The sequence below is a fragment of the Bacillus sp. FSL H8-0516 genome (assembly GCF_038635285.1).
GTDB classification, from domain to species: domain Bacteria; phylum Bacillota; class Bacilli; order Bacillales; family Bacillaceae; genus Bacillus; species Bacillus safensis.
Map to the genome: position 1 here is coordinate 3,007,595 of NZ_CP152051.1, position 25,957 is coordinate 3,033,551.

At 42.0% G+C, this 25,957-nt stretch carries 27 protein-coding genes and 1 other RNA gene; 6 read left to right on the forward strand and 22 right to left on the reverse strand.

Features of this window, described 5'->3' with window-relative positions:
• Positions 1 to 136 precede the first annotated feature (136 nt).
• From MHB67_RS15355 to MHB67_RS15370, 4 genes are all read right to left on the reverse strand, one after another.
• Positions 137 to 748, reverse strand: coding sequence for a trimeric intracellular cation channel family protein (locus MHB67_RS15355; RefSeq protein WP_024423463.1), 612 nt, complete (start codon positions 746 to 748; stop codon positions 137 to 139).
• 149 nt (positions 749 to 897) lie between these two features.
• A complete protein-coding gene (locus MHB67_RS15360; RefSeq protein ID WP_024423464.1) occupies positions 898 to 1,311 on the reverse strand; it encodes a disulfide oxidoreductase in 414 nt (137 codons plus the stop codon).
• The gene (locus tag MHB67_RS15365) at positions 1,308 to 1,994 is read right to left on the reverse strand and encodes a DsbA family protein (protein WP_044331353.1); all 687 of its coding nucleotides are present in this window, start codon (positions 1,992 to 1,994) and stop codon (positions 1,308 to 1,310) included. Before MHB67_RS15365 ends, MHB67_RS15360 begins: the two co-directional genes overlap by 4 nt.
• 141 nt (positions 1,995 to 2,135) lie before the next feature.
• Positions 2,136 to 4,235 carry a heavy metal translocating P-type ATPase gene (locus MHB67_RS15370; protein WP_308280970.1) on the reverse strand — a complete coding sequence of 700 codons (2,100 nt, stop codon included), beginning with the start codon at positions 4,233 to 4,235 and terminating at the stop codon, positions 2,136 to 2,138.
• A gap of 412 nt (positions 4,236 to 4,647) precedes the next feature.
• Between MHB67_RS15370 and MHB67_RS15375 the strand changes: the two genes are divergently transcribed.
• The 3 genes from MHB67_RS15375 to MHB67_RS15385 are packed head-to-tail and all read left to right on the forward strand — an operon-like array spanning position 4,648 to position 7,215.
• Complete coding sequence (locus MHB67_RS15375) at positions 4,648 to 5,391, forward strand: metal ABC transporter ATP-binding protein (RefSeq protein WP_024426045.1); 744 nt, start codon at positions 4,648 to 4,650, stop codon at positions 5,389 to 5,391.
• Positions 5,391 to 6,263 (forward strand): metal ABC transporter permease, encoded by an 873-nt coding sequence (locus MHB67_RS15380; RefSeq protein ID WP_024423468.1) that lies wholly within the window; start codon positions 5,391 to 5,393, stop codon positions 6,261 to 6,263. Before MHB67_RS15375 ends, MHB67_RS15380 begins: the two co-directional genes overlap by 1 nt.
• Before the next feature lie 13 nt (positions 6,264 to 6,276).
• Positions 6,277 to 7,215: a metal ABC transporter substrate-binding protein gene (locus tag MHB67_RS15385; RefSeq protein ID WP_024423469.1), complete on the forward strand. Its 939-nt coding sequence runs from the start codon at positions 6,277 to 6,279 to the stop codon at positions 7,213 to 7,215.
• A gap of 37 nt (positions 7,216 to 7,252) precedes the next feature.
• Here the strand turns inward: MHB67_RS15385 and MHB67_RS15390 are convergent, their stop codons facing one another.
• A complete protein-coding gene (locus MHB67_RS15390) occupies positions 7,253 to 7,801 on the reverse strand; it encodes a hypothetical protein (protein ID WP_041108485.1) in 549 nt (182 codons plus the stop codon).
• An 88-nt stretch (positions 7,802 to 7,889) separates the two neighbouring features.
• Here MHB67_RS15390 and MHB67_RS15395 point away from each other — a divergent pair, with 88 nt between their 5' ends.
• The gene (locus MHB67_RS15395) at positions 7,890 to 8,495 is read left to right on the forward strand and encodes a TetR/AcrR family transcriptional regulator (protein ID WP_212048089.1); all 606 of its coding nucleotides are present in this window, start codon (positions 7,890 to 7,892) and stop codon (positions 8,493 to 8,495) included.
• A gap of 19 nt (positions 8,496 to 8,514) precedes the next feature.
• Here MHB67_RS15395 and MHB67_RS15400 read toward each other — a convergent pair whose 3' ends face one another.
• The 10 genes from MHB67_RS15400 to MHB67_RS15445 all read right to left on the reverse strand — a co-directional run bounded on the left by MHB67_RS15400 (position 8,515) and on the right by MHB67_RS15445 (position 19,445).
• The gene (locus MHB67_RS15400) at positions 8,515 to 9,447 is read right to left on the reverse strand and encodes a response regulator (RefSeq protein WP_034280916.1); all 933 of its coding nucleotides are present in this window, start codon (positions 9,445 to 9,447) and stop codon (positions 8,515 to 8,517) included.
• On the reverse strand, positions 9,444 to 10,760 hold the full coding sequence (locus MHB67_RS15405) for a sensor histidine kinase (RefSeq protein ID WP_342492616.1): 1,317 nt from the start codon (positions 10,758 to 10,760) through the stop codon (positions 9,444 to 9,446). The genes MHB67_RS15400 and MHB67_RS15405 overlap by 4 nt, the downstream gene beginning before the upstream one ends.
• A 116-nt stretch (positions 10,761 to 10,876) precedes the next feature.
• Complete coding sequence (gene aspA, locus MHB67_RS15410; protein WP_257802446.1) at positions 10,877 to 12,322, reverse strand: aspartate ammonia-lyase; 1,446 nt, start codon at positions 12,320 to 12,322, stop codon at positions 10,877 to 10,879.
• Between the two features lie 18 nt (positions 12,323 to 12,340).
• On the reverse strand, positions 12,341 to 13,618 hold the full coding sequence (locus MHB67_RS15415; protein ID WP_257802444.1) for a cation:dicarboxylase symporter family transporter: 1,278 nt from the start codon (positions 13,616 to 13,618) through the stop codon (positions 12,341 to 12,343).
• Positions 13,619 to 13,793: 175 nt separating this feature from the next.
• The gene (locus tag MHB67_RS15420; RefSeq protein WP_257802443.1) at positions 13,794 to 13,928 is read right to left on the reverse strand and encodes a hypothetical protein; all 135 of its coding nucleotides are present in this window, start codon (positions 13,926 to 13,928) and stop codon (positions 13,794 to 13,796) included.
• Positions 13,925 to 16,360, reverse strand: coding sequence for a heavy metal translocating P-type ATPase (locus tag MHB67_RS15425; RefSeq protein WP_342492617.1), 2,436 nt, complete (start codon positions 16,358 to 16,360; stop codon positions 13,925 to 13,927). Before MHB67_RS15425 ends, MHB67_RS15420 begins: the two co-directional genes overlap by 4 nt.
• A gap of 80 nt (positions 16,361 to 16,440) precedes the next feature.
• Positions 16,441 to 16,647 (reverse strand): copper chaperone CopZ, encoded by a 207-nt coding sequence (gene copZ, locus MHB67_RS15430; RefSeq protein WP_024423475.1) that lies wholly within the window; start codon positions 16,645 to 16,647, stop codon positions 16,441 to 16,443.
• Between the two features lie 72 nt (positions 16,648 to 16,719).
• Positions 16,720 to 17,025: a metal-sensing transcriptional repressor gene (locus MHB67_RS15435; protein WP_012011272.1), complete on the reverse strand. Its 306-nt coding sequence runs from the start codon at positions 17,023 to 17,025 to the stop codon at positions 16,720 to 16,722.
• A gap of 106 nt (positions 17,026 to 17,131) precedes the next feature.
• The gene (locus tag MHB67_RS15440; protein ID WP_213405031.1) at positions 17,132 to 17,587 is read right to left on the reverse strand and encodes a DUF6376 family protein; all 456 of its coding nucleotides are present in this window, start codon (positions 17,585 to 17,587) and stop codon (positions 17,132 to 17,134) included.
• Positions 17,588 to 17,843: 256 nt separating this feature from the next.
• Positions 17,844 to 19,445 (reverse strand): histidine kinase N-terminal 7TM domain-containing protein, encoded by a 1,602-nt coding sequence (locus tag MHB67_RS15445; protein WP_342492618.1) that lies wholly within the window; start codon positions 19,443 to 19,445, stop codon positions 17,844 to 17,846.
• Between the two features lie 239 nt (positions 19,446 to 19,684).
• Here MHB67_RS15445 and MHB67_RS15450 point away from each other — a divergent pair, with 239 nt between their 5' ends.
• The gene (locus MHB67_RS15450) at positions 19,685 to 19,921 is read left to right on the forward strand and encodes a hypothetical protein (protein ID WP_342492619.1); all 237 of its coding nucleotides are present in this window, start codon (positions 19,685 to 19,687) and stop codon (positions 19,919 to 19,921) included.
• A gap of 60 nt (positions 19,922 to 19,981) precedes the next feature.
• Here MHB67_RS15450 and ssrA read toward each other — a convergent pair.
• The 7 genes from ssrA to MHB67_RS15485 form a co-directional block, all read right to left on the reverse strand.
• Positions 19,982 to 20,344, reverse strand: a transfer-messenger RNA (tmRNA) gene (gene ssrA / locus MHB67_RS15455).
• A 174-nt stretch (positions 20,345 to 20,518) separates the two neighbouring features.
• Positions 20,519 to 20,989: an SsrA-binding protein SmpB gene (gene smpB, locus MHB67_RS15460; RefSeq protein WP_012011279.1), complete on the reverse strand. Its 471-nt coding sequence runs from the start codon at positions 20,987 to 20,989 to the stop codon at positions 20,519 to 20,521.
• 139 nt (positions 20,990 to 21,128) lie between these two features.
• Entirely contained in the window at positions 21,129 to 23,471 is a 2,343-nt protein-coding gene (rnr, locus tag MHB67_RS15465) for a ribonuclease R (RefSeq protein ID WP_122631924.1), read from the reverse strand.
• A gap of 19 nt (positions 23,472 to 23,490) precedes the next feature.
• Complete coding sequence (locus MHB67_RS15470) at positions 23,491 to 24,237, reverse strand: carboxylesterase (RefSeq protein ID WP_024423480.1); 747 nt, start codon at positions 24,235 to 24,237, stop codon at positions 23,491 to 23,493.
• Between the two features lie 124 nt (positions 24,238 to 24,361).
• A complete protein-coding gene (gene secG / locus MHB67_RS15475) occupies positions 24,362 to 24,595 on the reverse strand; it encodes a preprotein translocase subunit SecG (RefSeq protein ID WP_003212746.1) in 234 nt (77 codons plus the stop codon).
• A gap of 185 nt (positions 24,596 to 24,780) precedes the next feature.
• Entirely contained in the window at positions 24,781 to 25,071 is a 291-nt protein-coding gene (locus tag MHB67_RS15480) for an AbrB/MazE/SpoVT family DNA-binding domain-containing protein (RefSeq protein ID WP_024423481.1), read from the reverse strand.
• 29 nt (positions 25,072 to 25,100) lie between these two features.
• Positions 25,101 to 25,334: a helix-turn-helix transcriptional regulator gene (locus MHB67_RS15485; RefSeq protein WP_024426059.1), complete on the reverse strand. Its 234-nt coding sequence runs from the start codon at positions 25,332 to 25,334 to the stop codon at positions 25,101 to 25,103.
• A gap of 154 nt (positions 25,335 to 25,488) precedes the next feature.
• Here MHB67_RS15485 and MHB67_RS15490 point away from each other — a divergent pair, with 154 nt between their 5' ends.
• On the forward strand, positions 25,489 to 25,893 hold the full coding sequence (locus MHB67_RS15490; protein ID WP_024423483.1) for a helix-turn-helix transcriptional regulator: 405 nt from the start codon (positions 25,489 to 25,491) through the stop codon (positions 25,891 to 25,893).
• Positions 25,894 to 25,957 lie beyond the last annotated feature (64 nt).

Consider the following 25,957-nt stretch of genomic DNA (forward strand, 5'->3'; position numbering starts at 1 on the left):
CAAAATTTTCATCATATGTATTGTTCAAATGATGAACAAAAGACCCTGCTTTTATTTTACACGAAAACTCCATCATCTGCTGATATTCAGCTCTTATTAAACACAAAAAAAAGAGCGGAATCGCCCTTTTTTCGTTTTACCCTTTATTTAAAAAATAAGACCTGGCGGGAAGACGCCATTTGAATAAGTAGGAACAAACTCTGCATACGACGAGGATGACAAACAGCAGATATAAAGCAAGCTCTCCTTGTGCTAAGCCGAGTCCGACGAATAAGCCGCCAAGGGCTGCCCATACGGCGTAAATCTCTGCTTTTAGCACAAGCGGCTTTCGCCCTGCTAATAAATCACGCACAATTCCGCCGCCGCTTCCAGTCAAAATGGCTGCCACAATAACTGCACTGAGCGGGAGTTCTCTTTGCACAGCAAATAATGCGCCTTGAATCGCAAACGCTGCTAAACCGATCGCATCCGAGAAATTCCCCCATGTGCTCCAGTGCTTGAGCAAAAGCTTTGGAAAAAGAAACACAATCGTAATGGATACAAGGGCAATCGTAAACATTTTGCCCTGTGACCATAAAGCAGACACCGGCAGACCAATTAATAGATTCCGAATCGCTCCACCGCCAAATGCTGTCACAATCCCTAAAATGTACACACCAAGAATATCGTACTCTTCCTCCATTGCCACAATCGCACCACTAATAGCGAATGCGACAATGCCAATGATACTTAAGACTTCCCATGCCATTTTCCGCTTATCTCCTTACCTTTATCTGATCATCTAACACTACTCCCTTAATGTATATCTGACACAGGTGAAAAGCAATACAAATTTTCTTTAAATTTTATCTTTTTGCAAAAATAAAAAATAGCCCGCTTATAAGCAGGCTATCTCTTTCAATCTTCTTTTGCATTTAACAGCAGCATACTAATGATGATGAGAATAAATGCAATAAGAGCTAGTAGTGGAATGGTGATAAAACCAAACCAGTTCAAATAATCAACGGAACAAGGAATACCGCTCAGGCAAGGGCGAATCGATGCAAAGCCAGGTATCTTTTGTTCCATATAATGATAGATAGAAAAACAAGCGCCAATCACAGCCAAAGGCAGAACGTAATATTTCACTTTCACATCGCCTCTGAATGTCGCAATTCCAAGTAAAAGCACGAGCGGGTACATGAAAATGCGCTGAAACCAGCACATATCGCATGGGATAAACTTCTTTACTTCACTTAAATACAGGCTGCTCATCGTCGCAACGATAGAAACGATCCAAGCACTGTATAAGTAAACAAGCTTATTCTTCATGATTTTTTCCCTTTGAGCTCTTGATCAATTAATTCTTTGATTTCATCATAGTCATAAAAGTTTTCGACTTGTTTATTGTTAATGAAAAGAGTTGGTGTTGCATTCACTTTATATTGGTTCACAAGCTGATCGTCTGTGTTCAGCTGCGGCTGATATGTTTTCTTTGATAGGTTATCTTTAAGCTTGTCCGTATCTATTTTTGTTGTCTTTTTCGCTAGCTCCGTCAGCTTAGCAGGCGTGACCCATTCTGCTTCACTATCTGGCTGTGCTTGATAGACAGCTTCATGAAATGCCCAAAAGTTTTTCGGATCTTCTTTCCACACTTCTTCAGAAGCTAGTGCTGCCAGCACTGCGCCATCTCCATGAACAGGAAGTGGCAAGTTAATAAACGAAAATGATACATCGCCTTTATCTATGTAGTCCGCTTTCAGCTTTGGGAAAATGTCTGTTTCAAATGATTTACATGATGGACATTTATAATCCCCAAACTCGACGATTTGTACGGCTGCGTTTTTATCTCCCATGACAGGCTGTCCTTTAATAGAAGGCTTACTGTCAACCGTTTGTGCTTCTTTGCTGTTGTTATTTCCAATGACGACGAATAATCCGATGAGAAGAGCTGCGATAATGGTTAAAATGACAGCAAATTTAATGGATGATGATTGATTATTTTTTTTACTCACATAAGCACCTACCTTATCTTTTTCATTCCTTGAAAAGAAAAAGGATAATAGCTTAGAATAATGCCATTATCCAACTTCTTCTATTTTAACAAGAGGGGATTCATTATGAAAGATGGTATTCATGAATTTTTCCTAACAATTTTATTTCATTACCCTCATGGCATTTAAAACAGCGAGTACAGTCACACCGACATCCGAGAAGACGGCTTCCCACATGGTCGCAATACCAAATGCTCCGAGTAATAGGAAAACCCCTTTAACTCCAAGAGCAAATGCAATATTCTGCCATACAATTCTTCTTGTTCGTTTAGCGACAGCGATGGCTTCTGCTACTTTTGACGGCTGGTCTGTCATAATGACGATATCAGCCGCTTCTACCGCTGCATCTGAACCAAGTCCGCCCATCGCAATTCCTATGTCTGCTCTTGCTAATACCGGTGTATCATTAATGCCGTCCCCAACAAATAATAATTTTTCTTGAGGCGCTTTTTTCTGATCAATTTCTTCTAATTTCGTTACTTTATCCTGCGGTAATAATTCGGCATGTACTTCATCAATGCCAATTTGCTGGGCGACCGCTGTTCCGACTTGCTTGGCATCACCAGTCAGCATGACTGTTTGAATGCCAGATGCTTTTAGAGCTGAGACGGCTTCAATTGCATCATCCTTTAATTCATCTGCAATCAAGATCGATCCGGCAAACTCACGGTTAATGGCCATGTACACAACCGTTCCGCTTCGTTTTTCTTTTTCATATGAAATGCCTTCTCGTTCCATCAAGCGATGATTACCCGCTAACACTTGGGATCCACTGATGGTTGCTTTAATTCCATGTCCCGCAATATCTTCGTATGCTTCGATCTTGCTTTCATCAAGCGGCGAACCATATGCCGCTTTAATTGATTCAGCAATCGGATGTGAGGAGTGGGCTTCTGCTAAAGCTGCAAAAGAAAGCAGCTCTTCTTCTGACCACTTGTCGCTCGTTGTCACGATATTGGTTACCGTAAAGTTCCCTTTTGTGAGTGTGCCCGTCTTATCAAATACAGCATAGCTCACAGAGTTTAGTGCTTCTAGATAGTTACTGCCTTTTACAAGGATGCCTCGTTTAGAAGCCGCCCCAATTCCCCCGAAGAAGCCTAATGGGATGGACACGACAAGCGCACAAGGACAAGAAATCACTAGGAAAACGAGTGCCCGGTAAACCCAGTCAGACAATTGAGCTGATGGAATGAGAAGCGGCGGCACAAAGGCAAGCAGCAATGCCAATACAACGACAGCCGGTGTATAGTATTTTGCAAACTTTGTGATAAAGTTTTCTGTCTGTGCTTTTCGGCTGCTCGCATTTTCAACCAAATCTAAAATTTTCGTCACTGCCGATTCGCTTAGCCCTTTTTGCACTTCAATTTCAAGAATACCGTTTTGATTCACAAATCCTGCAAGAACTTCTTTCCCTGCTTCTACATCCCGCGGCACAGACTCACCTGTTAATGCAGAGGTATCCACGAGTGAAAAGCCTTCAATGACGAGACCATCAAGTGGAATTTTTTCGCCCGGTTTTACGACGATACGGTCACCGACTTTTACTTCTTCCGGCTTCACTTTTTTCGTTTCATTTCCTACTTTGAGATTCGCATATTCAGGGCGAATATTCATTAGTTCACTAATGGATCGTCTTGAACGATTCACTGCTGCTCCTTGGAACAGCTCTCCAATTTGGTAAAACAGCATCACTGCCAGTGCCTCTGGATATTGTTGAATGACAAAAGCGCCAGCTGTTGCAATGGTCATTAAGAAGTTTTCATCAAATACTTGGCCGCGCACGATATTTTTCAACGCTTTAAAAACCACATCGCCCCCGACTAGTAAATACGCTGCGAAAAACATGATAAATTTCAGTAAGCCATCTTCTGGTATAAAATAAGCTGCTGTTCCAATGACTGCACCGCCAATTAATTTGAGCACAATCGCTTTTAAATTTTTTGTCCCATGATCATGATCGTGGTGATGTCCTTCTTCTTTTGGTGATACACTCACATGAGGTTCGATGGACTGAACCGTTTTTTCAATACGTTTTGACATCGTTTCTTGCTTATCTGCATGTGTGACAGTCAATGTCCCTGTCGCAAAATTAACGGAACAAGCTTCAACGCCATCCATTTTGCTGACACCTGTTTCAATTTTACGTGCACAGTTTCCACAATCAAGACCGCTTAATACGTATTCATCCTTCATTTTTTTCATGTTCTCACCTTTTTTCTATATGATAAGTAACGTTCCCTGGATCGATGAAACCTATTAAAAACCAAAAACTTTATATATGAGCATATATTCATATATTGGATTACCTTTATTATATGAGGAGTTCTTGTCTTCTGTCAATCATTTCTGAAGAAATCATTGGTTTTTTGTGTCCAATTCTGTCACACGGATTTTCAATAAACCAAGCTCATGTCCCCCGCCCCCCGCATAACATAAAAACGATCGTTTGCAGTTTTTCTCTTTACAAAAGAAGGACAGACGCTTAGAATAAAATAAAAGTTTCCCTAAGGAAACAAATTAGCATTAGAGAATCATTTCATCCTTTAGTCAAAATTATTTAATGTATGCATATATCTTTAGGAAGTGCAATGATGATTGAAAGGGGCCGCAAGAGATGTCAAATGCTTTAACAATCGACCGTCTTCATGTCTCATATCACGGACAGGATGCATTAGAGAATGTCTCTCTTTCCATACAGGAAGGGACAATGACAGGAATCATCGGTCCAAATGGTGCTGGTAAATCGACGTTACTCAAGGCATGTTTGGATCTCATTGAAAAAGACCAAGGGGATATTCGTTTTTTTGAACAGCCCTTTAAACACGTCAGAAAACAGATTGCCTATGTACCGCAGAGAAATGATTTAGATTGGACGTTTCCAATTCATGTACTGGATACCGTACTACTTGGAACATATCCGAAGCTCGGACTAATCAAACGTCCAAAAAAAGAAGACCGGGCATATGCGTATCACTGTTTAGAAAAAGTCGGGATGCAGGACTTTGCCAAAAGACAAATCGGTGAGTTATCCGGCGGACAGCAGCAGCGTGTCTTCCTTGCAAGGGCACTTGCTCAAAACGCACAGCTCTTCTGTTTGGATGAACCATTTGTCGGGATTGATATGGCAAGTGAAGAAACGATGGTTCGCATTTTGAAGGAATTACGAGATGAAGGGAAAACCATTTTGGTTGTCCATCATGATTTGAGTAAGGCAGATGATTATTTCAGCCATCTTGTTCTGTTAAATAAAAAGCTCATCAAAGCAGGGCCTGTACACGACATCCTTCGCCCAGAGATCATGCTGGAAGCATATGAAACACAGCTGCCATTCTTAAAATCAGCAGGAGGAGACGTGTAATGGAATTTTTAACCGGACTCTTTGAATATGCTTTTTTACAAAAAGCGCTATTTACATCCGTCATGGTAGGCATCATTTGCGGCGTTATCGGCTGCTTTATCATTTTACGCGGCATGGCTCTGATGGGAGACGCTATTTCTCACGCCGTACTGCCAGGGGTCGCCATCTCTTATATGCTTGGAATTAACTTTTTCTTCGGGGCCGTTTTAACTGGGGTGTTAACAGCGATTGGGATCGGTTATGTGAGTCAAAACAGCCGCATAAAAAATGATTCTGCCATCGGCATTGTCTTTACAGCCTTTTTCTCAATCGGAATTATTTTGATCACATTTTTGAAAAGTTCAAGTGATCTATATCATATTCTATTTGGAAATGTTCTAGCTGTTCGATCATCTGATATGTGGATTACACTGGGAATCGGTATTTTTATTTTGCTAGCCGTCATTGTTTTCTACAAAGAACTGCTCATTAGTTCATTTGATCCGGTGATTTCTTCGGTTTACGGTTTGCCGAATCGTATGATTCATTATTTTCTCATGACCTTATTGACCCTTGTGACCGTTGCATCACTGCAAACCGTCGGGATTATTCTTGTCGTTGCCATGCTGATCACGCCGGCAGCCACCGCTTATCTCTTAACGGACCGGCTATGGATCATGATTTATTTATCTGCTTTTTTCGGTGCTGTTTCTGCTGTCGTAGGTCTTGGGCTTAGTTTTACGTATAACTTGTCATCTGGCGCTTCCATCGTGCTGGTCGCGACCATTTTATTCGGCAGTGCCTTTATCTTTTCACCAAAGCAAGGCATTCTATGGAGATCATTAAAATCTAAACGAAAACGAACGCACTTAAAAAAGGAAGCGTCTATGTAAAAGGAGGACATATATGAAGAAGGTATTTGCTATCCGTTTGACCGCAGTATTCATTGCCCTTATGATCATCGCAGGCTGTTCGACCAAGCAAAGTAATTCCGGTAAAGATGACGGCACATTAAAAGTTGTCACGACCTACTCCATTCTTTATGACATTGTGAAGGAAGTAGGCGGGCAGCATGTCTCTATTCACAGCATTGTTCCCATTGGTACAGATCCACACGAATTTGACCCACTGCCAAAGGATGTTCAGTATACGACGGATGCAGACCTTGTTCTATATAATGGCTTGAACCTTGAAACAGGGAACGGCTGGTTTCAAAAGCTGCTTGAATCGAGCGGCAAGGACGGGGATGATGCACCTGTAGCCGAGCTGAGTAAAGGCGTGAAAGTGAAGCATTTGTCCTCAAAAGGCCTTGAAAGCCAGCAGGACCCTCACGCATGGCTGAATGTTGAGAATGGGATCCTTTATGCCCAAAATGCCCGAGATGCGCTTATTCAGGCGGACCCTGAACATAAAGAGGATTACGAAAAAAATGCAGAAGCCTATATCAAAAAGCTTCAAGCTCTTCACGATGAAGCAAAAGACAAGTTTGATCAGCTGCCAAAAGATAAAAAACTCCTTGTCACAAGTGAAGGGGCATTCAAATATTTTGCAGAGGCGTATGGATTGAAAGCCGGCTATATTTGGGAAATCAACACAGAAAGTGAAGGAACACCAGGACAAATGAAGCGCATTATTCATTTTGTCAAAGATCATCAAGTTCCTGCGCTCTTTCTTGAAACAAGTGTTGATAAACGCAGCCTTGAAAGCCTCTCTGAGGAAACCGGGGTTCCGATCAAAGGAAAAGTCTTCACTGACTCTATTGGAAAAGAAGGGGAAGATGGAGACAGCTACTATAAGATGATGAAATGGAATATCGACACCATTTACAAAGGGCTGTCATCATAAGAAAAGACAGGCGGAGTGAATCCGCCTGTCTTTTTTGTCAGCCTGTTATATTTTCTGGATGTTTTTTCGGCCAAATGACGTAGCTGATGCTAATGATGAAATCAATCGTTAAGATCATCCCCCATGTATTGACAAGCTGCATCAGCGCTTCCGTCCGCTCTGGTGCTTGGATGAGATAGGTTAATCCATATAACAGCCCCGCTCCAATAACATAAGAAATGAAATGCCGCGCCCAGCCGACCATTTCATACACAGACCGCTCTTTCCCGTACTTTGGTTTTCCCTTTGGCTTAGGGCCTCCTGCAAATCGATAGGCAAACCTAGCATCTGCCCATTTCACCATTTGATGTCCGAAGGCAAGGCTCACACCAATATAAACAGCCGCAAGCCCGTGGATGACACTCGCCACAGCCCCTTGCCTTAAATCTATATAAGTAGCCGCAAGAAGGATGAGATCTAAAACTGGCGTACAGACAAGAAAAAAAGCACCCCACTTTTTCTGTTTAAACACATAACGAAGCGTTAAGCCCATTAGAATAAACAGCCAAAAACCAATTTCACATGCCACAATCAATAACCCGACCAATTTCTCCACATCCTTTTTAATACGATTGTATTAAATAAAAAATAACACATCTGTGTTAAAAAAACAACAGCTATGCTAAAATCAATGTATGCCAAAAATCGTCGATCACCATAAACAAAAACAAAAGGTCGCTCAAGCTGCAATGAGAGTGATTAAACAAGAGGGATTGGAAAACGCTTCTGTACGAAAAATAGCAGTCGAAGCTGGAATTTCAGCCGGCTCTATGCGTCATTATTTTTCCACACAGCAAGAGTTATTTCTCTTCTCTATGAATTTAATTCAGGAAAGAGTCAAGGAGCGGATTACAGGGCTTGCATTAAACGGTTCAACGGCGGAAAATGTTCTCACTTTATTGGAGCAGCTTCTTCCACTTGATGAAGAGCGAAAATTTGAAATGGAGGTGTGGCAGGCTTTTACAGTCAAGGCGCTGACTGAACCAGATCTACAGCCGCTCAATGCAAAGATGTATGACGAGCTTTTCCAAACGGTCCAATATTGTTTAATGAAATTGAAAGAGGATGGGCTGCTGCTAACTGATATCGATCTTTTATTAGAAACTGAGCGGCTTTATGCGGTCATCAATGGGCTTGCATTGAATGGAATCGTGCAGCCCGAACGTATACCGCCTCAGCTCATACGCTCCGTGCTACAAATGCACCTGCAATCCATCACAAAAAAAGACATGTCTCCTTAATTGGAGAGCATGTCTTTTTTTAATCTTCCATAAAAATACGTTTCGCTTCGTAGTAAAGCACCTGCACAAATTTCTTCACATTGATACGGGTGTGTTCTTCTCTTCCGCTCATCTCTTTCGTCAATTCACTCATTTTCTTTCGGACGATGGTGAAATCGAAAAATTTAGATGCGTAATTTTCAAACGTTGGATGAGAAAAATCGGTTAGCCCAAGTGATGCGATGTGCTTTAATGATTGGTTGATCGCACGTCTTACCCGCTGTTCGGCTGCCTTTGCTTCTCTTGCGATGTCTGCCGATGTGTAGGGCTCACTTAGCTTATCCTCTGTAATCCCAGTGAAAATGATCTTTAAGGAAGGAAAGGAATCATGATGATCAGCATGCAGCGCTAAATACTGGTCTGTAAACAGAATCATATCTAATAAATCTTTAGACCCCTTCTCCCCAACAATACCAAGCTCCGCCAGCAAAAACTGCCCCGCCTCTGCAAGACTTTTCCCCCGCTGCTTCGTTTTCGTCTGACCGCGCTGCTGAAATTGCATGACCGATTTGAGTGAGTGCTGAATATTTTCAATTGAATGCTCTAAATGAAGACGTTCAATCATGAGATGGAGGACACTTAAGACCTCTACACGATTGATCGGCTTTGTCACATAATATTCGACGCCAAGCGTATACGCCTGTCCGATTAATTCCTTTGTTTCAACCTGTGACAGCATTAAGTATTTCCCATGAAACTCATCCTTGATCGCTCGAATCGTTTCAAGCCCGTCCCTTTCCGGCATCAATAGATCAATACATAAGATATCAATGTGCAAATCATTTAAGTAGCTGGCTGTTAACTCTGCGCCATCCTCTGCTTCCCCGGCCACAATGCCAAGCTCTTCATCTTCAATGAGCTGAGCCAGTGAAGAACGAACGGCTTCATCATCATCAACAATAAAAAATCTCATCTCCCAATCCCCTCTTTTCTACTGACTTGATCTACTGGTATCATTAATGTGAAAATCGTTTGTTCATTTGGGATACTCTTCATCTCAACACTTCCGCCAAGCTTCTCCGCTGTATCCTTTACATAGGCAAGCCCGATACCGCTCGATGGATTCCCAGCCTGATCGTATTTTAAAGTGAAGCCCGGTTTAAAAATCACATGATGATTACGTTCTTTTATGCCAGGCCCGTTGTCGCTGATTTGAAAAATCACGTGGTTTTCTTTCTGTGAAATAGAAAGTGACACCTCTCCTTCTACAGGAATGGCTTCAACAGCGTTGGATACGATGTTATTTAACAAAGATAGAATGGTATACACGTGATAGGCGGGATGCTTTCCATCTTCATCATAATGAAAGACGATGTTTTTTTTAAGAGATTCTGCATAATTTTCATGAATGCGAATAACAAGCCCAGCGATATGAGAAGGACTCTCATAAGCCTGGAAGTTTTCCTCATGAATCAGCTTTGATAAGGCAGAAAAAATCCGCTGGTTATCCTTTTTGATTTCATGCACCTCTCCTGCAATCTGCAAGGCGGTTTTACCGAGCTTTTTCAAATCCAATGATTCCGCATCCTTTGCGTGGTGAAGGGATTGATACAATTGATAGGATGTGGCCGTAATATGCTCAGCATGTGCGAGTGTTTTATGAAAATATGTAGATTCTGTGTAAAGGTTAGACAGAAGCATCAGCAGATGTTCCTTTTCCTTTTTCATCTGACGCTCTCTCGCCTGCTCTTCATATAAGCGAATCATTGTATAACAAGCCAACACGAAAAAGCTTCTGAAAATCGCCAAAACAAATAATTGGAACAGCGTCCTCACCGTTAAAATTTCATCCATCGTACCTCGAAGTGCGATGATTTCAACAACGCTTGCGCACAGCTCCATGACGATGCCTGTTGCTCCAATAAGCCATGGCTGATCGCGGAAACGTCTGACCTTCAATAAATAAAAGAGTGTGCCGTAGACAACATAATAAAGCAGGGAAGGAAATCTTAATGAAACTGCCTCTTCAAGCGGAAGATGCCCTGTCACAGCTGTATCAAGCAGCACGCGAAACACAAAAACAGATATCCCAGCGATGATGCCGCTTGCCCATGCCGGAAATCTTTTCATTTGAAGCAGGATAAAGAAAAAGACAACGGTTCCAAAGCTGACCCGAAAGCTGTCCTCAAACGGATAAAATTTAAACTCTCCGCCAATCGGCGTCAGTACAATGAGCAGCACAATTAAATAAGGCTCTGTATTCAGCCATTTTTTCAGTAGATTCAAACGCAGTCACATCCCTAATAATTGACGATAGTATACTATGTGAGCTAAAGAAAAACAAACCTCCATGAAAAAGCGCACACCGGAACTTTGCCGGTGTGCGCTTCTCATGATGCCGCTTAATCTTCTAAACGATCCTTTTCTAAAAGTGATGCACCAGCAATACCTGGTTTTGTCATTTCAAAAGGATTTAAGATGACATCAAGCTCTTCCTCTGTTAACACATCATTTTGCAGACAAAGCTCACGTACAGATGCGCCTGTAAGGATGGCTTCTCTTGCAATTCGTGCAGCCGCTTCATAACCAATGTGCGGGTTCACCGCCGTCATGACACCGGCACTCTTTTCAACATATTCTTTTAATCTAGCTTCATCTGCTTTTAGGTCACGCAAGCAGTTGTCCACGAAGGACTCGAATACATTTTTCATCATGCTGAGAGATTGAAGCAGGTTGAACACTAACACTGGTTCCATAACGTTTAGTTCAAGCTGGCCAGCCTCTGATGCAAGACAGATTGTGTGATCGTTCCCAATGACTTGGAATGCCACTTGGTTCATGACCTCAGGCATAACTGGGTTGACTTTCCCTGGCATGATGGATGAACCTGGCTGTCTCGGCGGCAGGTGCAGCTCACCAAAGCCTGCTCTTGGACCTGAAGCCATCAGACGAATATCGTTCGCCATTTTGGACATGTTCATCATACATACTTTAAGTGCAGCCGATACTTCTGTATAAGCATCCGTATTTTGCGTTGCATCGACTAAGTCTTCAGCGCCAACTAACGGTAATCCGCTAATGTCAGATAGGTAGCCAACCACTTGGCGAATATATTTAGGATCTGCATTCAATCCAGTTCCGACTGCTGTTGCACCCATATTGACTTCATATAAATGCTGTCTAGACTGTTTGATACGTTTAATATCACGAGCAAGAACTTTTGCATAAGCACTAAACTCTTGTCCAAGTCTGATTGGAACAGCGTCCTGAAGATGCGTGCGTCCCATTTTGATGACATGATCGAATTCCTGCGCTTTTTCGGTCATGACTTGATGCATGTTTTCCATCGTATAAAGTAGTTTTTCAATCATATTCAATGTTGAAATATGAATCGCTGTTGGGAAAACGTCGTTTGTTGACTGCGACATGTTCACATGCGTGTTTGGACTTAGCTCAGTATAAGCGCCTTTTTCCTTTCCTAGTAGTTCAAGCGCTCTGTTTGCAATGACTTCATTGGCATTCATATTCATTGAAGTGCCAGCCCCGCCTTGAATTGGATCGACAATAAATTGATTGTTCCATTTTCCTTCGATGACCTCATCTGCGGCTTGAACAATTTTTTCTCCAAGACCAGAATATAGTCGCTGTGTATCCATATTTGCAAGTGCGGCTGCCTTTTTGACAATCCCTAATGCTTTGATGAGTTCCTCATGAATACGGTAGCCTGTAATTGGAAAGTTCTCCACTGCACGTAATGTTTGAATTCCATAATATGCTTGAGTGTCTACTTCCTTTTCACCTAGAAAGTCACGTTCGATTCGAACTTGCTTGTCCTGTAGCTTCGTCATTTGAAAAGATCTCCTTTTTTACGCTGCTTTTGTTTGTTGTTTTAATTCCTCAATATACTTCTTCGATTTCTCTTGATCAAATACTTTTTCCCACTTAGACATGACAATGGCTGCAAGTGAGTTACCAAATACGTTCACTGTTGTACGAACCATGTCAAGAAGTCGGTCGATCCCAACGATGAAGGCAAGTCCTTCAAGCGGCAGTCCCATAGCACCAAGAGTTGTGATGACAACAACGATCGATGCACCTGGTACACCAGCCATTCCTTTAGATGTCAGCATTAAAATTAATAGTAACGTAATTTGCTCATAGATGGAAAGTGGCATGCTGTACATTTGTGCAACAAATATCGCAGCAATGGATTGATAGATGGCACTTCCATCTAAGTTAAAGGTGTAGCCTGTTGGAATAACGAACGACGTGATCGCTTTCGGGCAGCCGAACTTCTCCATTTTGTCCATTAATCTAGGCAGTACAGCTTCTGAACTTGCTGTTGAGAATGCAAGAATGATTTCTTCTTTTAATACTTTAAATAGTGTAAAGACGCTTGTTCCAGCCATTTTCGCAATAATGCCAAGTACAACAATGACGAAGAATGCCATTGTACCGTAAACGACAAGTACCAGTTTGCCTAGCGGGAGAAGCGCTCCGACCCCGAATTTGATCACCGTCACACTGATGAGCGCGAATACACCAAATGGTGCAAACTTCATCACTTTATTGGTCACCCAGAACATGGCTTCGAGTATACCTTCAAAGAATCCTAATACTGGTTTTCCTTTGTCTCCAACTGCGGCAATTCCTAATCCGAATAAGACTGTAAAGAAGATGGTTGGTAATAGATCACCTTCTGCAATGGATTGGAAAACGTTTGTCGGTACAAGATGCACCAACGTTTCAGAGAAAGTCGCTTTTTCAGAAGAAGCCTTAGATGTCTCTTCATATTTAGAGATATCACCTTTCTCCATGTTGCTCATATCAATTCCTGTACCAGGATGGAACAAGTTTGCTGCAAGCAGTCCAACTGCTAATGCAATCGTTGTCACAATCTCGAAGTAAAGAATGGTTTTTCCGCCAAGTCTTCCGATTGTTTTCATATCTCCAACACCTGCAACTGCTACAATCAATGCAGCAATAACAATTGGAAGAACGATCATTTTAATTAAATGGATGAATATATCGCCAATCGGCGTTAACACATTAATAACGGTTTCATTTTGATAAAACAGCGCTCCCACGACAACACCCAGAACAAGTGCAATGAGTATTTGAGAAGCTAACCCTAACTTTTTCATACGTGAACCCCCTTTTTTTGATAACGCTTTCTTTGTTGCTTAATCGCATCTTAACGACGAACCTACAAAAAACGACAAAAAGGAACAAAAAGAAGTGAATTTTTTATGAAAAATCTTTAAAAAGGTGGGTTTTTCCACAATATTGTAAAAAAAAGACTTCGCTTTTGGCGAAGTCTTAATGATTTTGCATCTGTTCACTTGGTGAATTTTGATTTTGATAAGATTCATCATAAATCGTATATCCAATGAGCACAAGAGCAACGTAGAACAATGCACTAACGGTCCAAATCCATTTGACATTCAGCTTCATTCTGCCACTCCCTCTCTAACTGGCTTCAATCGCTGCAACCTGAGCGCATTCAGCACAACGGACACGGAACTAAAGGCCATTGCTGCTCCTGCAAGCCATGGCGCAAGGAAACCAAATGCAGCAATCGGTATCCCGATACAGTTATAGGCAAGCGCCCAAAATAGGTTTTGTTTAATGTTTCTCATTGTTTTTTTACTAAATTCCAGCGCATCTGCAATGGCATGGAGATCTCCCGTCATGAGCGTAATATCTGCTGCTTCCATGGCAACGTCTGTCCCTGTTCCCACAGCCATCCCAATATTCGCTGTTGCAAGAGCTGGGGCATCATTGATACCGTCTCCGACCATGGCGACTTTCTTTCCCTGTTCCTGAAGCGCTGCAATGTGAGCCGCTTTTTCTTCAGGCAGCACTTCAGCAATGACATGATCAATGCCCGCCTGTTTCGCAATCGCCTCTGCTGTTAGTTTATTATCACCTGTCATCATCACAACGTGAATCCCCTGCTCTTTTAGACGAGCGATGGCTTGTGGAGAGGATGATTTGATTGTATCTGCGACCGCGACAATGCCGGCGACTTCGCCGTCAATCGCAACAAGCATAGCCGTTTTCCCTTGCTCCTCCAGCGTTGTGACAGATGCTTCAATTTGCTCATATTGGATATGATGTTTCTGTAATAGCTTACGCGTTCCAATCAAAAGCTTGTGTCCTGCTGCCTTTGCTTCAATTCCATGACCTGGATCTGCTTGGAACGCTTCAACCTCGACCGCTTCAAGACCTCGTTCCTTCATACCGTCTGTGATCGCCCGGGCAAGCGGGTGTTCCGACTGCTGTTCTGCCGATCCTGCTAGCTGCAGCAGCATATCTTCTGTCCAGTTGGCATATGCCAGTACATCTGTCAGACTAGGCTCTCCTTTTGTCACAGTCCCTGTTTTATCTAACACGACCGTGTCGAGTGATTGAGTCACTTCTAAATGCTCTCCGCCTTTAAACAGAATGCCTGATTCAGCCGCACGGCCGCTGCCAGCCATAATAGAGGTTGGTGTCGCAAGGCCGAGCGCACACGGACATGCGATGACAATGACAGCTATAAAAGTTTCAAGTGCTGACGCCATATTTCCTGGGTCAACAAAGAAAAACCATATGAGGAATGTGAGCACAGCAATTCCTACAACAATGGGAACAAATATCCCTGATATTTGATCTGCCATTCTTTGAATCGGTGCTTTTGAGCCCTGTGCTTGCTCTACGACTCGGATAATCTGTGAAAGAGCCGTCTCTTTCCCGACTTTAGTCGCTTTTATTTTGATAAATCCATTTTTATTCATCGTTGCCCCGATGACCATATCTCCTGCTGTTTTATCAACCGGCAGACTTTCTCCTGTAATCATGGACTCATCTATTGCGGTTGTCCCCTCTATGATTTCTCCATCTACCGGCACTTTTTCCCCGGGTTTGACAAACACAAGATCATTCACTTTCACGTCAGAAATAGGCACAGTCATCTGTTTGCCATCTCGCTCGATAACCGCTTCTTTCGCCTGTAAGCCCATCAGCTTTTGAATCGCTTCTGATGATCTTCCTTTTGCTCTTGCTTCCATTAATTTTCCGAGCACGATCAACGTAATGAGGACAGCACTTGTTTCATAATAGAGGGCTGCCTCACGTGTGCCTCTAATCGCTAACTGAATGCTTTCATATAAACTATAGAAAAACGCGGCAGATGTCCCAAGTGCGACAAGAACATCCATATTGGCACTTTTATTTCTTAAAGCCTTATACGCACCTACATAAAAGGGCCAGCCGACAATGAACTGCACCGGCGCTGCTAACGCCAGCTGTACCCATGGATTCATAAACGCTTCTGGCAGCCAAATAAAGGACGTAAAAGAAAAATGGCTGACCATTGCCCAAAGAAGCGGCAGTGATAAAATCATCGAGAATAAAAAGCGTGCCGTTTGCTTTTCTATTGCAGCTTGCCGGTGATCTTTTTTTCCTTCCTCCGCTTGATCTGCATCTGGTTCTATTAAAGAATACCCAATAGACTGCACCGCATCTTTTATGTCATTTGCAGACGTTTGGCCCGGATGATATGTGACCTGAAGTGTCTCAAGGGCAAAGTTTACAGACCCGTGATCGACACCGTCCATTCGGTTAATTTTTTTCTCGATTCGGTTTGCACAAGCTGCACAGGTCATTCCCTCTATATCAAATTCTGCTTGCTCCATCACCACATCATAGCCAAGAGATTGAACTTTTCGCTTCAAATCATCTGGTGTTAGCTGCTCTGTTTCATAAATGATATGAGAAGTTTCAAGCGCCAAATTCACACTGGCATCCTCCACACCTTCCAGCCTGTTCAATCCCTTTTCGATGCGGCCTGCACAGGCAGCACAGGTCATCCCCGTAATTTGAAAATCAATTTCCTTTTTCATTGATCTCACCTCTCCACATACTCCATGGGGGTATAATATTTTGAAAAAAATACGTGCTGTCATGCAGCACGTCTACTTATTTATACAACATCATATCCCTGTTCTTCTATCACATCAGAGATACGGTGTAACGTGACTTGATCTGGGTGAAATGAAACCTCCACCTGTCCTTTGTCTAAATGGACTTTCACAGATTCAACACCTGCTAATTCTCCTACATTTCCTTCGACTGCTTTCACGCAATGTCCGCAAGACATGCCCTGCACTTGAAGTGTTGCTTGTTCCACTTCTCATCGCCTCCATCAATCATTTTCTACAATTTACTATACCCTAGTAGGGTATCAATGTAAACATAAATGCTACGATTTTGTCAGTTTCGTAAAGACCGTCATTAACTCTTCAATGGCTTCATCCCCATTGCCGCTCTTGATAGCATCTGCAACACAATGGTGTGTATGCTTTTCCATCAAATGAAGACTGACTTTTTTCAAAGCCGCATTGACTGCGGAAATTTGATTCACAACATCTATACAGTAACGATCGTTTTCAATCATTTGCTGAATCCCGCGCACTTGTCCTTCCACTCGTTTTAAGCGATTGATCAATTGGTCCTTTTCCTTTTCGGCTCTAGGCGAAGCCATATGTCTTTCTTCATGTTCTGTCATGTGATCACCTTTTTTCCATTATGACTTGTCTGTACCTAAATTAAAGCATATCTCCACCGGAAAAGGCAAAGATATGCTGAGCACCGCATATAAAGCTGTGTTTGTCCTAATTTGTTAATTGTTCGATATCCTGCAAAAGATTGACGGATTGCTGAAGCTGTTTCATCAATCCCTGCTGATCCTCCAATATGGAGGCAACATCGATATCGCCTGCTTTCAATTGCTGTAAATACGTTTGGATTTCCTCTGACAGCACTTTATTTTTTTCAATGATTTGCGCATGCAGATCTTCTGCCATTTTTGGCGCTGTGACATCATTAAAATCTTGAATGTCTGCCTTCAATGATTCAAGCTGCTGCGTTAATTCTGCTTTTTTGGGGGCATTTTGCACAGCTTCTTCAGCGAGTTTTGGAAAGTCCTCTGTAAATTGCTGAATGTCTGTCACATAGTCATTTGCCTCAGTGACATATGTCGTTGTATCGTTGACCTGATCAAGCAAGCCGGAGCACCCGCTTAATACAAGCGTTCCGGAAAATAGGCAAGCCATCACATATTTTTTCAAGATCGATCATCCTTTCATCTGTAGGATTAAAAGCATCATTTGTTCCGCTTCTCTATCACACAGATGCAAAAAGACCTTAAAAATAGCCAGACCTTTGCCTCATGTGTGATAAGCAAAGGTCTGGCTAACATTGTTCATGCCGGAATGGCCGAGAAACAACGAATGTTTCTGTAATGACGACCAAACCGTAAAAGCTACTCCCCTTTAGGAAACCGTTCAAATGTTATGTTTATCATATCGAATGTCAGGACAACAGTCAATGCGGAAGATCCTGCTCTTGATACAGCACATGGCCCTTACCAGTGGATGCATAAATCCGGTTCCGTCCTTGGCGTTTTGACATATACAAGGCCTGATCCGCTTCAAATAGAAGTGTTTCTAATACACAAGGATCATTGGCTGTATGAGCAATTCCAAAGCTCGCTGTCACTCGCACTTTTTCCTCATCATTCTGAAAGAAGCTCACTTCAAACGAATGTCTTATTTGTTCCGCGATATGACAGGCCTCTTTAAATGACTGATGCGGCAGACAAATGGCAAACTCTTCTCCCCCATATCGTCCAAATAAATCATCCATTTGTAAATGCTGCTGACAAATAGAAACAACATGACGCAGCGCTTCATCCCCGATATGATGTCCGTGTGTGTCATTGATTTGTTTAAAAAAATCAATATCAAACAGCATAACAGCCGTATCCTGCGCATCCTCTTCCAAGATCATCTGCGTTCGTTCGATGAAAGAAGAACGATTGTAAATATTCGTCAAACCATCGATATACGCACGACGCTCCAGCTCTTCCTGCAGCAAACGCTGCTCTGTTACATCACTGATCACGATTTGCCTGCCCTCGATTTCTCCTCTTCTATTAAATAGAGACGAAGCGGTCAAATGATAATAGCAGGACTGGTCTTTTTCCTTTTTCCACATTAAATCATATTGCGAATGATCCTGCGGAGAGCGCAGCCATTGAATGAACGCTGAATCTTTGATGATTGCTGAGAAAATATCGTCGATTTTATGGCCAATTCCCTTTTTATTCGCAAGTGCTGGAATGATCGATGCAGCAGCGGGATTGTAGTCAATGAGTGTCCGATATCGATCTAAAATCAGAACCCCTTCAGACATATGCTCAAACACACGCTCCATTGCAATGGGAGACAGCTTAAAGAGCTGGAACGACATAATTGCCCATAAATAGAGTGCGTTGGTGATAAACATCACCACAGGAACCGGATCAATATGTAGGGGTGTAACGCCTAATAAATAAATAAAAGAAGTCAAAATTGGTAATGACATTCCCACTAACAGTATCAGAATCTGCTTTAAATATTCTTTTTTTGTGACACGCAAAAACCAAAGCAGCATAAAGATAGCAAGCATCGAACAGCCAAACGTATAAACGCCATGAATGATATACCAATAGCCAATCGTAAAATCAGCCAATAAAAACCCATCTACTGGATTCATCGTGATGCTTCGATAAAAGAGTGAATGTAAAGAGTTGGTGAACACCATAATGGTTGTGAGAGTTGGAATCAATAAGATGAGAAGCACGCGGCGCTTTGTGAAATATTGATGGAACCCCGTAAATTGCAGCACAATCAGCAGACTGAGCGGTGCGATAAACGGAAGACCTATGTATTGAAAACAAACCCAGAACTTGATTTCTCCAGGAGTACGAGCCAATAATTCAAACGTATGCCCAAAGATATAAATCGCAGTTGCTCCAGACATGTACATAAACAATTGACAGCCAATATATCGATGGCGGTTTGCATGAGCAATGATTGATAATATCACGGACAGAATGCCAGAAACACTCATGATCACAATAAAATGTAAAACAATCGAATCCATGTAAACGCCCCAATTTCAGTTATTTAGAACTAGTCTAATCTTACTATATATGAGGACGTCTCAAATGGGAAGATGTGATTTTGAATTGGTTGGAGGTTTTTTGTAAAATTTCAGGCGTCATCGGTTCGTGATTCCTTATATTTTCACTACTTTTTGCTTAATTTGAGGGAGAAGTATGTTGCATCTGGAGAAATATATGTACAATGTGGGGATGAATGGAGAGGAGACTCGAAAGGAATATGACTTTTTGGATGATTATGACGGGGCTGTTTATGCTGATTCTTTTAGAAAAACCGTTTAAAAAGAGAAGTTCTGGATTGTTATTTTTGATCAGTTACTTGCTGCTGATTGCGGTTTATGTGATTCAGACAACGTTTGTAAAACTTATGCCGGATGGATTTTTGATGATGATTGCGGTGGTTGTCGTTATTCCTTTGTTTGTTCGGTTGGTGTCTTCTTTGAGAAACCGTACATAAGTTTCTTAAATTAGATAAAAAAAGCCCCTTTATAGAAAGGGCCTTTTTAAATATTTAAAATTATGGAGACGGTGGGAGTCGAACCCACGTCCAGAGACATCGATTACTTAAGCGTCTACGAGCGTAGTCAACATATTTTGTGTTCACTCATCCTCATGCCTGCTGACGGGCGCTTGGAGAGCTAGTCTGATGGATCTCTTCTTACGTCCTCAGACGGAAACGTAAGCGTAGCCTACTTCATTGGGCTCCTCACAGACACATAGGCGATGTCAGGAAGAGCTCGCTGCGCTTATTAGGCAGCTAGTGCTAAGTTTTGGTTAAAACTTTTAGTTTTGCCAGTTACATTTAAGTGCGTGTTAACGAGATCGCCTCTCGGCTCGCAGCCTAAGCTCGAACCATCCCTGTCGAATCCGTAACGTCCCCTTGTAAAAGGGATATACGGGATGGAAGTTCAGCTTCACTGCTTCCGTATATAACTATTATAACAATCTCACTGCTCGAAACAACTGGTGGTTTCTGTCAAAACAGCGATGATTGTTTACTGCATAACATATTGTAGCATAATGCTTCCGCTCTCAGCAAGCCATCAGCATCAGGCTAGAATTGCTTTTGACGATCGCGGAAGGCACGTTCGATTTCACGTTTTGCATCTTTTTTCTTCAGATCTTCACGCTTATCGTATTTCTTCTTCCCTTTTCCGATTCCGATCAGCACTTTGGCAAAGCCATTTTTCAAATAGAGTTTCAGAGGCACAAGTGAATAGCCTTCTTCCTTCGTCGCACCAATCAATTTGCTGATTTGCTTGCGATGAAGAAGCAGCTTTCTCGTTCTCAGCGGATCATGGTTATAACGGTTCCCCTGCTCGTATGGGCTCACATGCATGTTGTGAAGGAACACTTCTCCTCGCTCAATTTTGGCAAAGGAATCTTTTAAATTCACTTTTCCAGCACGAATCGATTTGATTTCAGTTCCTTGTAATACTAGGCCGGCTTCGTATGTTTCTTCTATAAAGTAATCATGATTTGCTTTTTTGTTTTGGGAAACAACCTTTCCCTCTCCCTTTGGCATTGGCGTACACCCTCCTTTTGACACAAACACGGTCCAAATCGTACGGATTATTTTATCAAACAATCCAGCTTTCGACAATGCTGACGCCATGTGGTCAAAAAGCAAATAGAGCGGGATGCCCTATTTGCTTTTTGGCACGTTACTTTTTCTTTTTGCGTTTTTGTTTCGGTGCGTTTTCAAATACGCGTTTTTTCTTTTTCTTCTTTTTACGGCTTGTGAACCAGTCACTTCCGCTTTTATCCTCTTTGCCTTTTTCCCCAGAGGCTTTTTGACCTCCACGGCCTTTTTTCGCTGGTGGATCTGTTCGTTTTTTGAACTTGAAATCTTTTGGTGATTTACGGCGAGTGCCCTTCATACCGACGATTTCAAAATCAATTGAGTGCTCATCTTTATTGACATTCACGACTTTGACAGTGATTTCGTCACCGATACGGTAGACATTCCCTGTACGTTCACCGATCATGGCAAAGTGCTGTTCATCAAAGCGATAGTAGTCGTCAGTCATGTAGCTGACATGGACAAGACCTTCTATCGTATTCGGCAGTTCAACGAATAGTCCGAAGTTCGTCACGGAACTAATCATACCATCGAACTCTTCACCGATTTTATCTAGCATAAACTCTGCCTTTTTCAGGTCATCTGTTTCACGCTCTGCATCGACTGAGCGGCGCTCCATTGTAGATGCATGATCTGCGATTTCAGGCAGCAGCTGGCCCCACTTTTCTAAGGTCGCTTCATCTGTCTTTTTCTGAATCAAATAGGTTCTAATCAATCTATGCACGATTAAATCCGGGTAACGGCGGATCGGTGATGTGAAGTGTGTATAGAATTCCGTTGATAATCCAAAATGGCCAATGCTTTCTGGATCATACTTCGCCTGTTTCATAGAGCGAAGCATCACAGTTTGAATGACGACTTCTTCTGGTTGATCCCTGACAGCATCGAGGACACTTTGAAGTGCGCGCGGGTGAATGTTCGTTGACGTCCCTTTCACAATGTAACCAAACGTCGTCACGAACTCTAAAAAGCGCTGAAGTTTCTCAGGATTTGGTTCTTCGTGAATTCGGTAAATGAACGGAACATTCATCCAGTGGAAATGCTCTGCAACCGTTTCGTTTGCAACAAGCATGAATTCTTCAATTAATTTCTCTGCAACGGAACGCTCACGAATGACAACGTCTTTCGCAGCGCCTTCATCATCTACAAGTACTTTTGCTTCCTTGAAGTCAAAGTCTACAGCTCCGCGCTCCATTCGTTTGTCACGAAGAATCTCTGCAAGCTTCTCCATCTCTTGGAACATCGGCACGAGCGGCTCATATTTCTTTAGAAGCTCTTCATCTTGGTCGACTAAAATCTTATTCACATCGGAATAGGTCATTCTCTCTGTCGTTTTGATCACACTTTGGAAAATCTCATGTTTGACGACTTTCCCGTTACGATCAATAACCATTTCACAAGACAGGGTGAGACGATCGACCTTTGGATTTAATGAACAAATACCGTTTGACAAACGATGCGGAATCATCGGAATGACGCGGTCGACGAGATAGACACTCGTTCCACGTTCATAAGCTTCCTGATCAATCGGAGAATTCTCTGTGACATAATGAGAAACGTCTGCAATGTGCACGCCAAGCTTATATTTGCCATCATCCAGCTTTTGCACAGTTACGGCATCATCTAAGTCCTTTGCATCTGCACCGTCAATCGTCACAATCGTTTCATTGCGCAAGTCGCGTCTGCCTTCAAGGTCTTTTTCATCAATCGTTTCCGGTGTGTCTGCTGCCTGCTGAAGTGCTTCTTCTGGGAACTCACCTGGCAGACCGTGTTTATGAATGATCGACAAAATATCAATGCCAGGGTCATTTTTATGACCGAGGATTTCAGTCACTTCACCCTCTGCACTCATTCTTCCTTCAGGGTAGCTTGTCAGCGTCACAACGACTTTATGACCTTCGACCGCACCGTTTTTAGCGGATTTCGGAATGAAGATATCGTTTGTGATTTTTTTATCATCAGGAATGACAAAGCCAAAGCTTTTCGTTTCTGTATAGGTACCGACAACCGTCTGAGTATTACGCTCCAGAATGCGGATGACCGTTCCTTCTTTTTTCGTGCCGTTTGATTTGTGGCTGACACGAACCATGACGGTATCGCCATTCATCGCTGTGCCTAACTCATTTGGCGGAATGAAAATATCATCCTGTCCAAACTCTTCAGGCGTTACAAATGCAAATCCTTTTGCATGAGCAGACAGCTTTCCTTTTACCAAATTCATTTTTTCTGGTACACCGTAACGGTCGCTGCGCGTGCGAACGATGAGTCCTTGATCCTCCAGCGTCACAAGTGCTTTGACGAGCTCTTTATAATCATCAGGATTGGTAATCTCCATCATGACTTCCAGCTCTTGAACAGTTAACGGTTTATATGCTTCTTCTTTCATAAAAGCGAGTAATTCATCCATAAATTCTTCTTTTTGCACACTCTAACCCCCTATATATTTAAATTGACCAATCAAGTGATTCTAAGAATGCATAGACATCCTGATGAACCTTCTCCCGCTCTTTATCAAGCGTGATGACATGGCCTGATTCTTCATACCATTTCAAATGCTTATCATCTGTCTCTACTTCGTTATAAATGATATTCGCACTGTCTGTATTAATCATATGATCGTGACGTGCCTGCACAACAAAAGTAGGTGAATAGATCATGTCGACATTGTTTCTGACATCTGCAATCAGTTCTTGCAGGCTCCTCAGTGTATCCATTGGTGTTTTCTTGAACGCTTCCATTTCTTGTTCAATTTGGTCCTCTGACTTACCCTCAAATTTCTTATAGTTACGGGCATAATCTAGTACACCCTGGTACATGACTTCTTCACTTTTTATGTACATAGGTGCACACATAGGTACAATTCCCTTTACAGGTACAGTGTAACCTAATTTCAATGAAAAAACTCCTCCGAGGGATAGTCCGCAAACTGCAATCTCCTCATAGCCCTCATCTTTTAAGAATTGATAGCCTTCTTCTACATCTTTCCACCAGTCAGCCGGGCCTGTATGGACAAGCTCTTCTGGCGGCACACCGTGTCCTTTATATTGAGGTGCATGGCATGTATATCCTCTTTCGTTCAAATAACGGCCAAGCATTCGAACATCGGCTGTATTCCCAGTAAAACCGTGAAGAAGAAGCACCGCCTTTTCTCCACCTTTAAACGTAAATGGTTTTGGTGTAACAACTTTCATGATGTGACTTCCTTTCCTTCTGATATGGTTTATATTTTCCACTTGTATGTATGAAACAAACACAAAAGAGTGCTGATAATAAAAAAAGGTCTGAAAAAAGATCAGACCTTCTGTTACTCGCGCTTTACACGCCTAAATATGCCAATGCAAGTGTTAAGATGAAGAAAAGCACTGACAAAATAACCGTTAATCGGTGAAGAATCAAGTCAAGGCCTCTCGCTTTTTGCTTACCGAAAAGCTGCTCGGCTCCACCTGAAATAGCGCCTGACAGTCCAGCACTTTTACTTGATTGTAGTAATACAACGATGATAAGTGCGATACTGACAATTACGAGTAAAGTGATAACAAATGCGTGCATGAAAACACCTCCAGACAAACTGGTACACATAACTTTATTTTACATGAAAACAAGGTGCATGTCACGAAACATCAAAATAAAGATTTCCTATATATTGTCGACTTGATTCGTTATTTTGATACAATTTCGTTCCAAAGTGCTGATTGCAGCATTTTTATATGAAATTTTTCGGTTAAAAACACATTTTAATGAGTTGCTTCTTCCTTCAATAGCTGTTTTAATTCTACTAACAAACGTTCAGCTCCTTCAGGACTCAGCATCACGTTCCCATTTCCATAGCTTTTGTTGTACTTCGTCACTTGTCCCGTTAACAGGCAGCTCTTATCTGCATCATATTTTTTCAGCATAATGGTTTGATCTTCAATGAAAATTTCTAACAGCTGCTCTTCTTTAATATTGAGTACCTTGCGCATTTCTGAGGGCAGAACAATTCTGCCGAGAGAATCAATGTGTCTGACCATCCCAGTCCTTTTCAATGACATTTCCTCCTTGATGATGATATCATTTATTGACTTTTGTCAATATCTTCATAGTAAAATAGATCTTCAAATTTTTTATCAAAGTAATGAATCATTTTGCCAATGACAAGCTGTCCTGGTTTTCGGTGACCATTTAATACCCTGCTAAGTGTGGCAGGAGAGATGCCAATTTCATCAGCGAGCTGATTTAACGACATATCGTTCTCGATCATATACTGCATGACAAAAGCCCGCCTGATCTGAATCTTTTCGACCATCATTACAACCTCCTATGGAATCATTATGTACAACATGTAAGGCTCTCACATCAAGCAGATTCATTAACTTATGTCAACACTTTTGCCCCTCTGCTATTTCCTTTGGTCAATGATCATACTAAAATAAGTCATATACTGAAATGTGAGGTTCGATGTCATGAATCACTTTGGTGAACAATTACGCATTTTAAGAGAAAATAGAAAAATGTCGGTCAATCAGCTTGCCATGTATTCAGGTGTAAGCGCTGCTGGAATTTCTCGTATTGAAAATGGAAAGCGCGGTGTGCCAAAGCCTTTAACCATAAAAAAATTAGCACACGCCTTGAAGGTGCCTTATGAGGATTTAATGCTGCTTGCCGGTCATATTGAACAGGAACAAGTTCATGAAATGAAACCGAAATATGAGTCCATGTTAAAAATCTATCAAACGGCGCTTCAAAAGGATGTAGAACATCTCCCCATTTTTGACGGAAACAAATGGGAAAGGCTCTCCGCACAAGACATCAGCCAGCTGAATGAATACTTTCTCACGCTCATCGACCAAAAAAAGGCGAACAAATAGCGGGGCATAAACCTAATGTACATCCACCATTAACTAATGTCAATATTTTCATGGCGTGCTTATT

What these genes read in the sequence shown, in the direction of transcription:
- MHB67_RS15370 (WP_308280970.1), bottom strand. Translation starts at nt 4,235, where the DNA reads ATGAAAAAAATGAAGGATGAATACGTATTAAGCGGTCTTGATTGTGGA.
- MHB67_RS15470 (WP_024423480.1), bottom strand. Translation starts at nt 24,237, where the DNA reads ATGAAAGTTGTTACACCAAAACCATTTACGTTTAAAGGTGGAGAAAAG.
- MHB67_RS15380 (WP_024423468.1), top strand. Translation starts at nt 5,391, where the DNA reads ATGGAATTTTTAACCGGACTCTTTGAATATGCTTTTTTACAAAAAGCG.
- MHB67_RS15425 (WP_342492617.1), bottom strand. Translation starts at nt 16,360, where the DNA reads ATGAAAAAGGAAATTGATTTTCAAATTACGGGGATGACCTGTGCTGCC.
- MHB67_RS15490 (WP_024423483.1), top strand. Translation starts at nt 25,489, where the DNA reads ATGAATCACTTTGGTGAACAATTACGCATTTTAAGAGAAAATAGAAAA.
- MHB67_RS15395 (WP_212048089.1), top strand. Translation starts at nt 7,890, where the DNA reads ATGCCAAAAATCGTCGATCACCATAAACAAAAACAAAAGGTCGCTCAA.
- MHB67_RS15415 (WP_257802444.1), bottom strand. Translation starts at nt 13,618, where the DNA reads ATGAAAAAGTTAGGGTTAGCTTCTCAAATACTCATTGCACTTGTTCTG.
- MHB67_RS15385 (WP_024423469.1), top strand. Translation starts at nt 6,277, where the DNA reads ATGAAGAAGGTATTTGCTATCCGTTTGACCGCAGTATTCATTGCCCTT.
- MHB67_RS15435 (WP_012011272.1), bottom strand. Translation starts at nt 17,025, where the DNA reads ATGACAGAACATGAAGAAAGACATATGGCTTCGCCTAGAGCCGAAAAG.
- aspA (WP_257802446.1), bottom strand. Translation starts at nt 12,322, where the DNA reads ATGACGAAGCTACAGGACAAGCAAGTTCGAATCGAACGTGACTTTCTA.
- MHB67_RS15375 (WP_024426045.1), top strand. Translation starts at nt 4,648, where the DNA reads ATGTCAAATGCTTTAACAATCGACCGTCTTCATGTCTCATATCACGGA.
- MHB67_RS15355 (WP_024423463.1), bottom strand. Translation starts at nt 748, where the DNA reads ATGGCATGGGAAGTCTTAAGTATCATTGGCATTGTCGCATTCGCTATT.
- MHB67_RS15360 (WP_024423464.1), bottom strand. Translation starts at nt 1,311, where the DNA reads ATGAAGAATAAGCTTGTTTACTTATACAGTGCTTGGATCGTTTCTATC.
- MHB67_RS15445 (WP_342492618.1), bottom strand. Translation starts at nt 19,445, where the DNA reads ATGGATTCGATTGTTTTACATTTTATTGTGATCATGAGTGTTTCTGGC.
- MHB67_RS15485 (WP_024426059.1), bottom strand. Translation starts at nt 25,334, where the DNA reads ATGATGGTCGAAAAGATTCAGATCAGGCGGGCTTTTGTCATGCAGTAT.
- MHB67_RS15420 (WP_257802443.1), bottom strand. Translation starts at nt 13,928, where the DNA reads ATGAAGCTGAATGTCAAATGGATTTGGACCGTTAGTGCATTGTTCTAC.
- smpB (WP_012011279.1), bottom strand. Translation starts at nt 20,989, where the DNA reads ATGCCAAAGGGAGAGGGAAAGGTTGTTTCCCAAAACAAAAAAGCAAAT.
- MHB67_RS15450 (WP_342492619.1), top strand. Translation starts at nt 19,685, where the DNA reads ATGACTTTTTGGATGATTATGACGGGGCTGTTTATGCTGATTCTTTTA.
- secG (WP_003212746.1), bottom strand. Translation starts at nt 24,595, where the DNA reads ATGCACGCATTTGTTATCACTTTACTCGTAATTGTCAGTATCGCACTT.
- MHB67_RS15400 (WP_034280916.1), bottom strand. Translation starts at nt 9,447, where the DNA reads ATGAGATTTTTTATTGTTGATGATGATGAAGCCGTTCGTTCTTCACTG.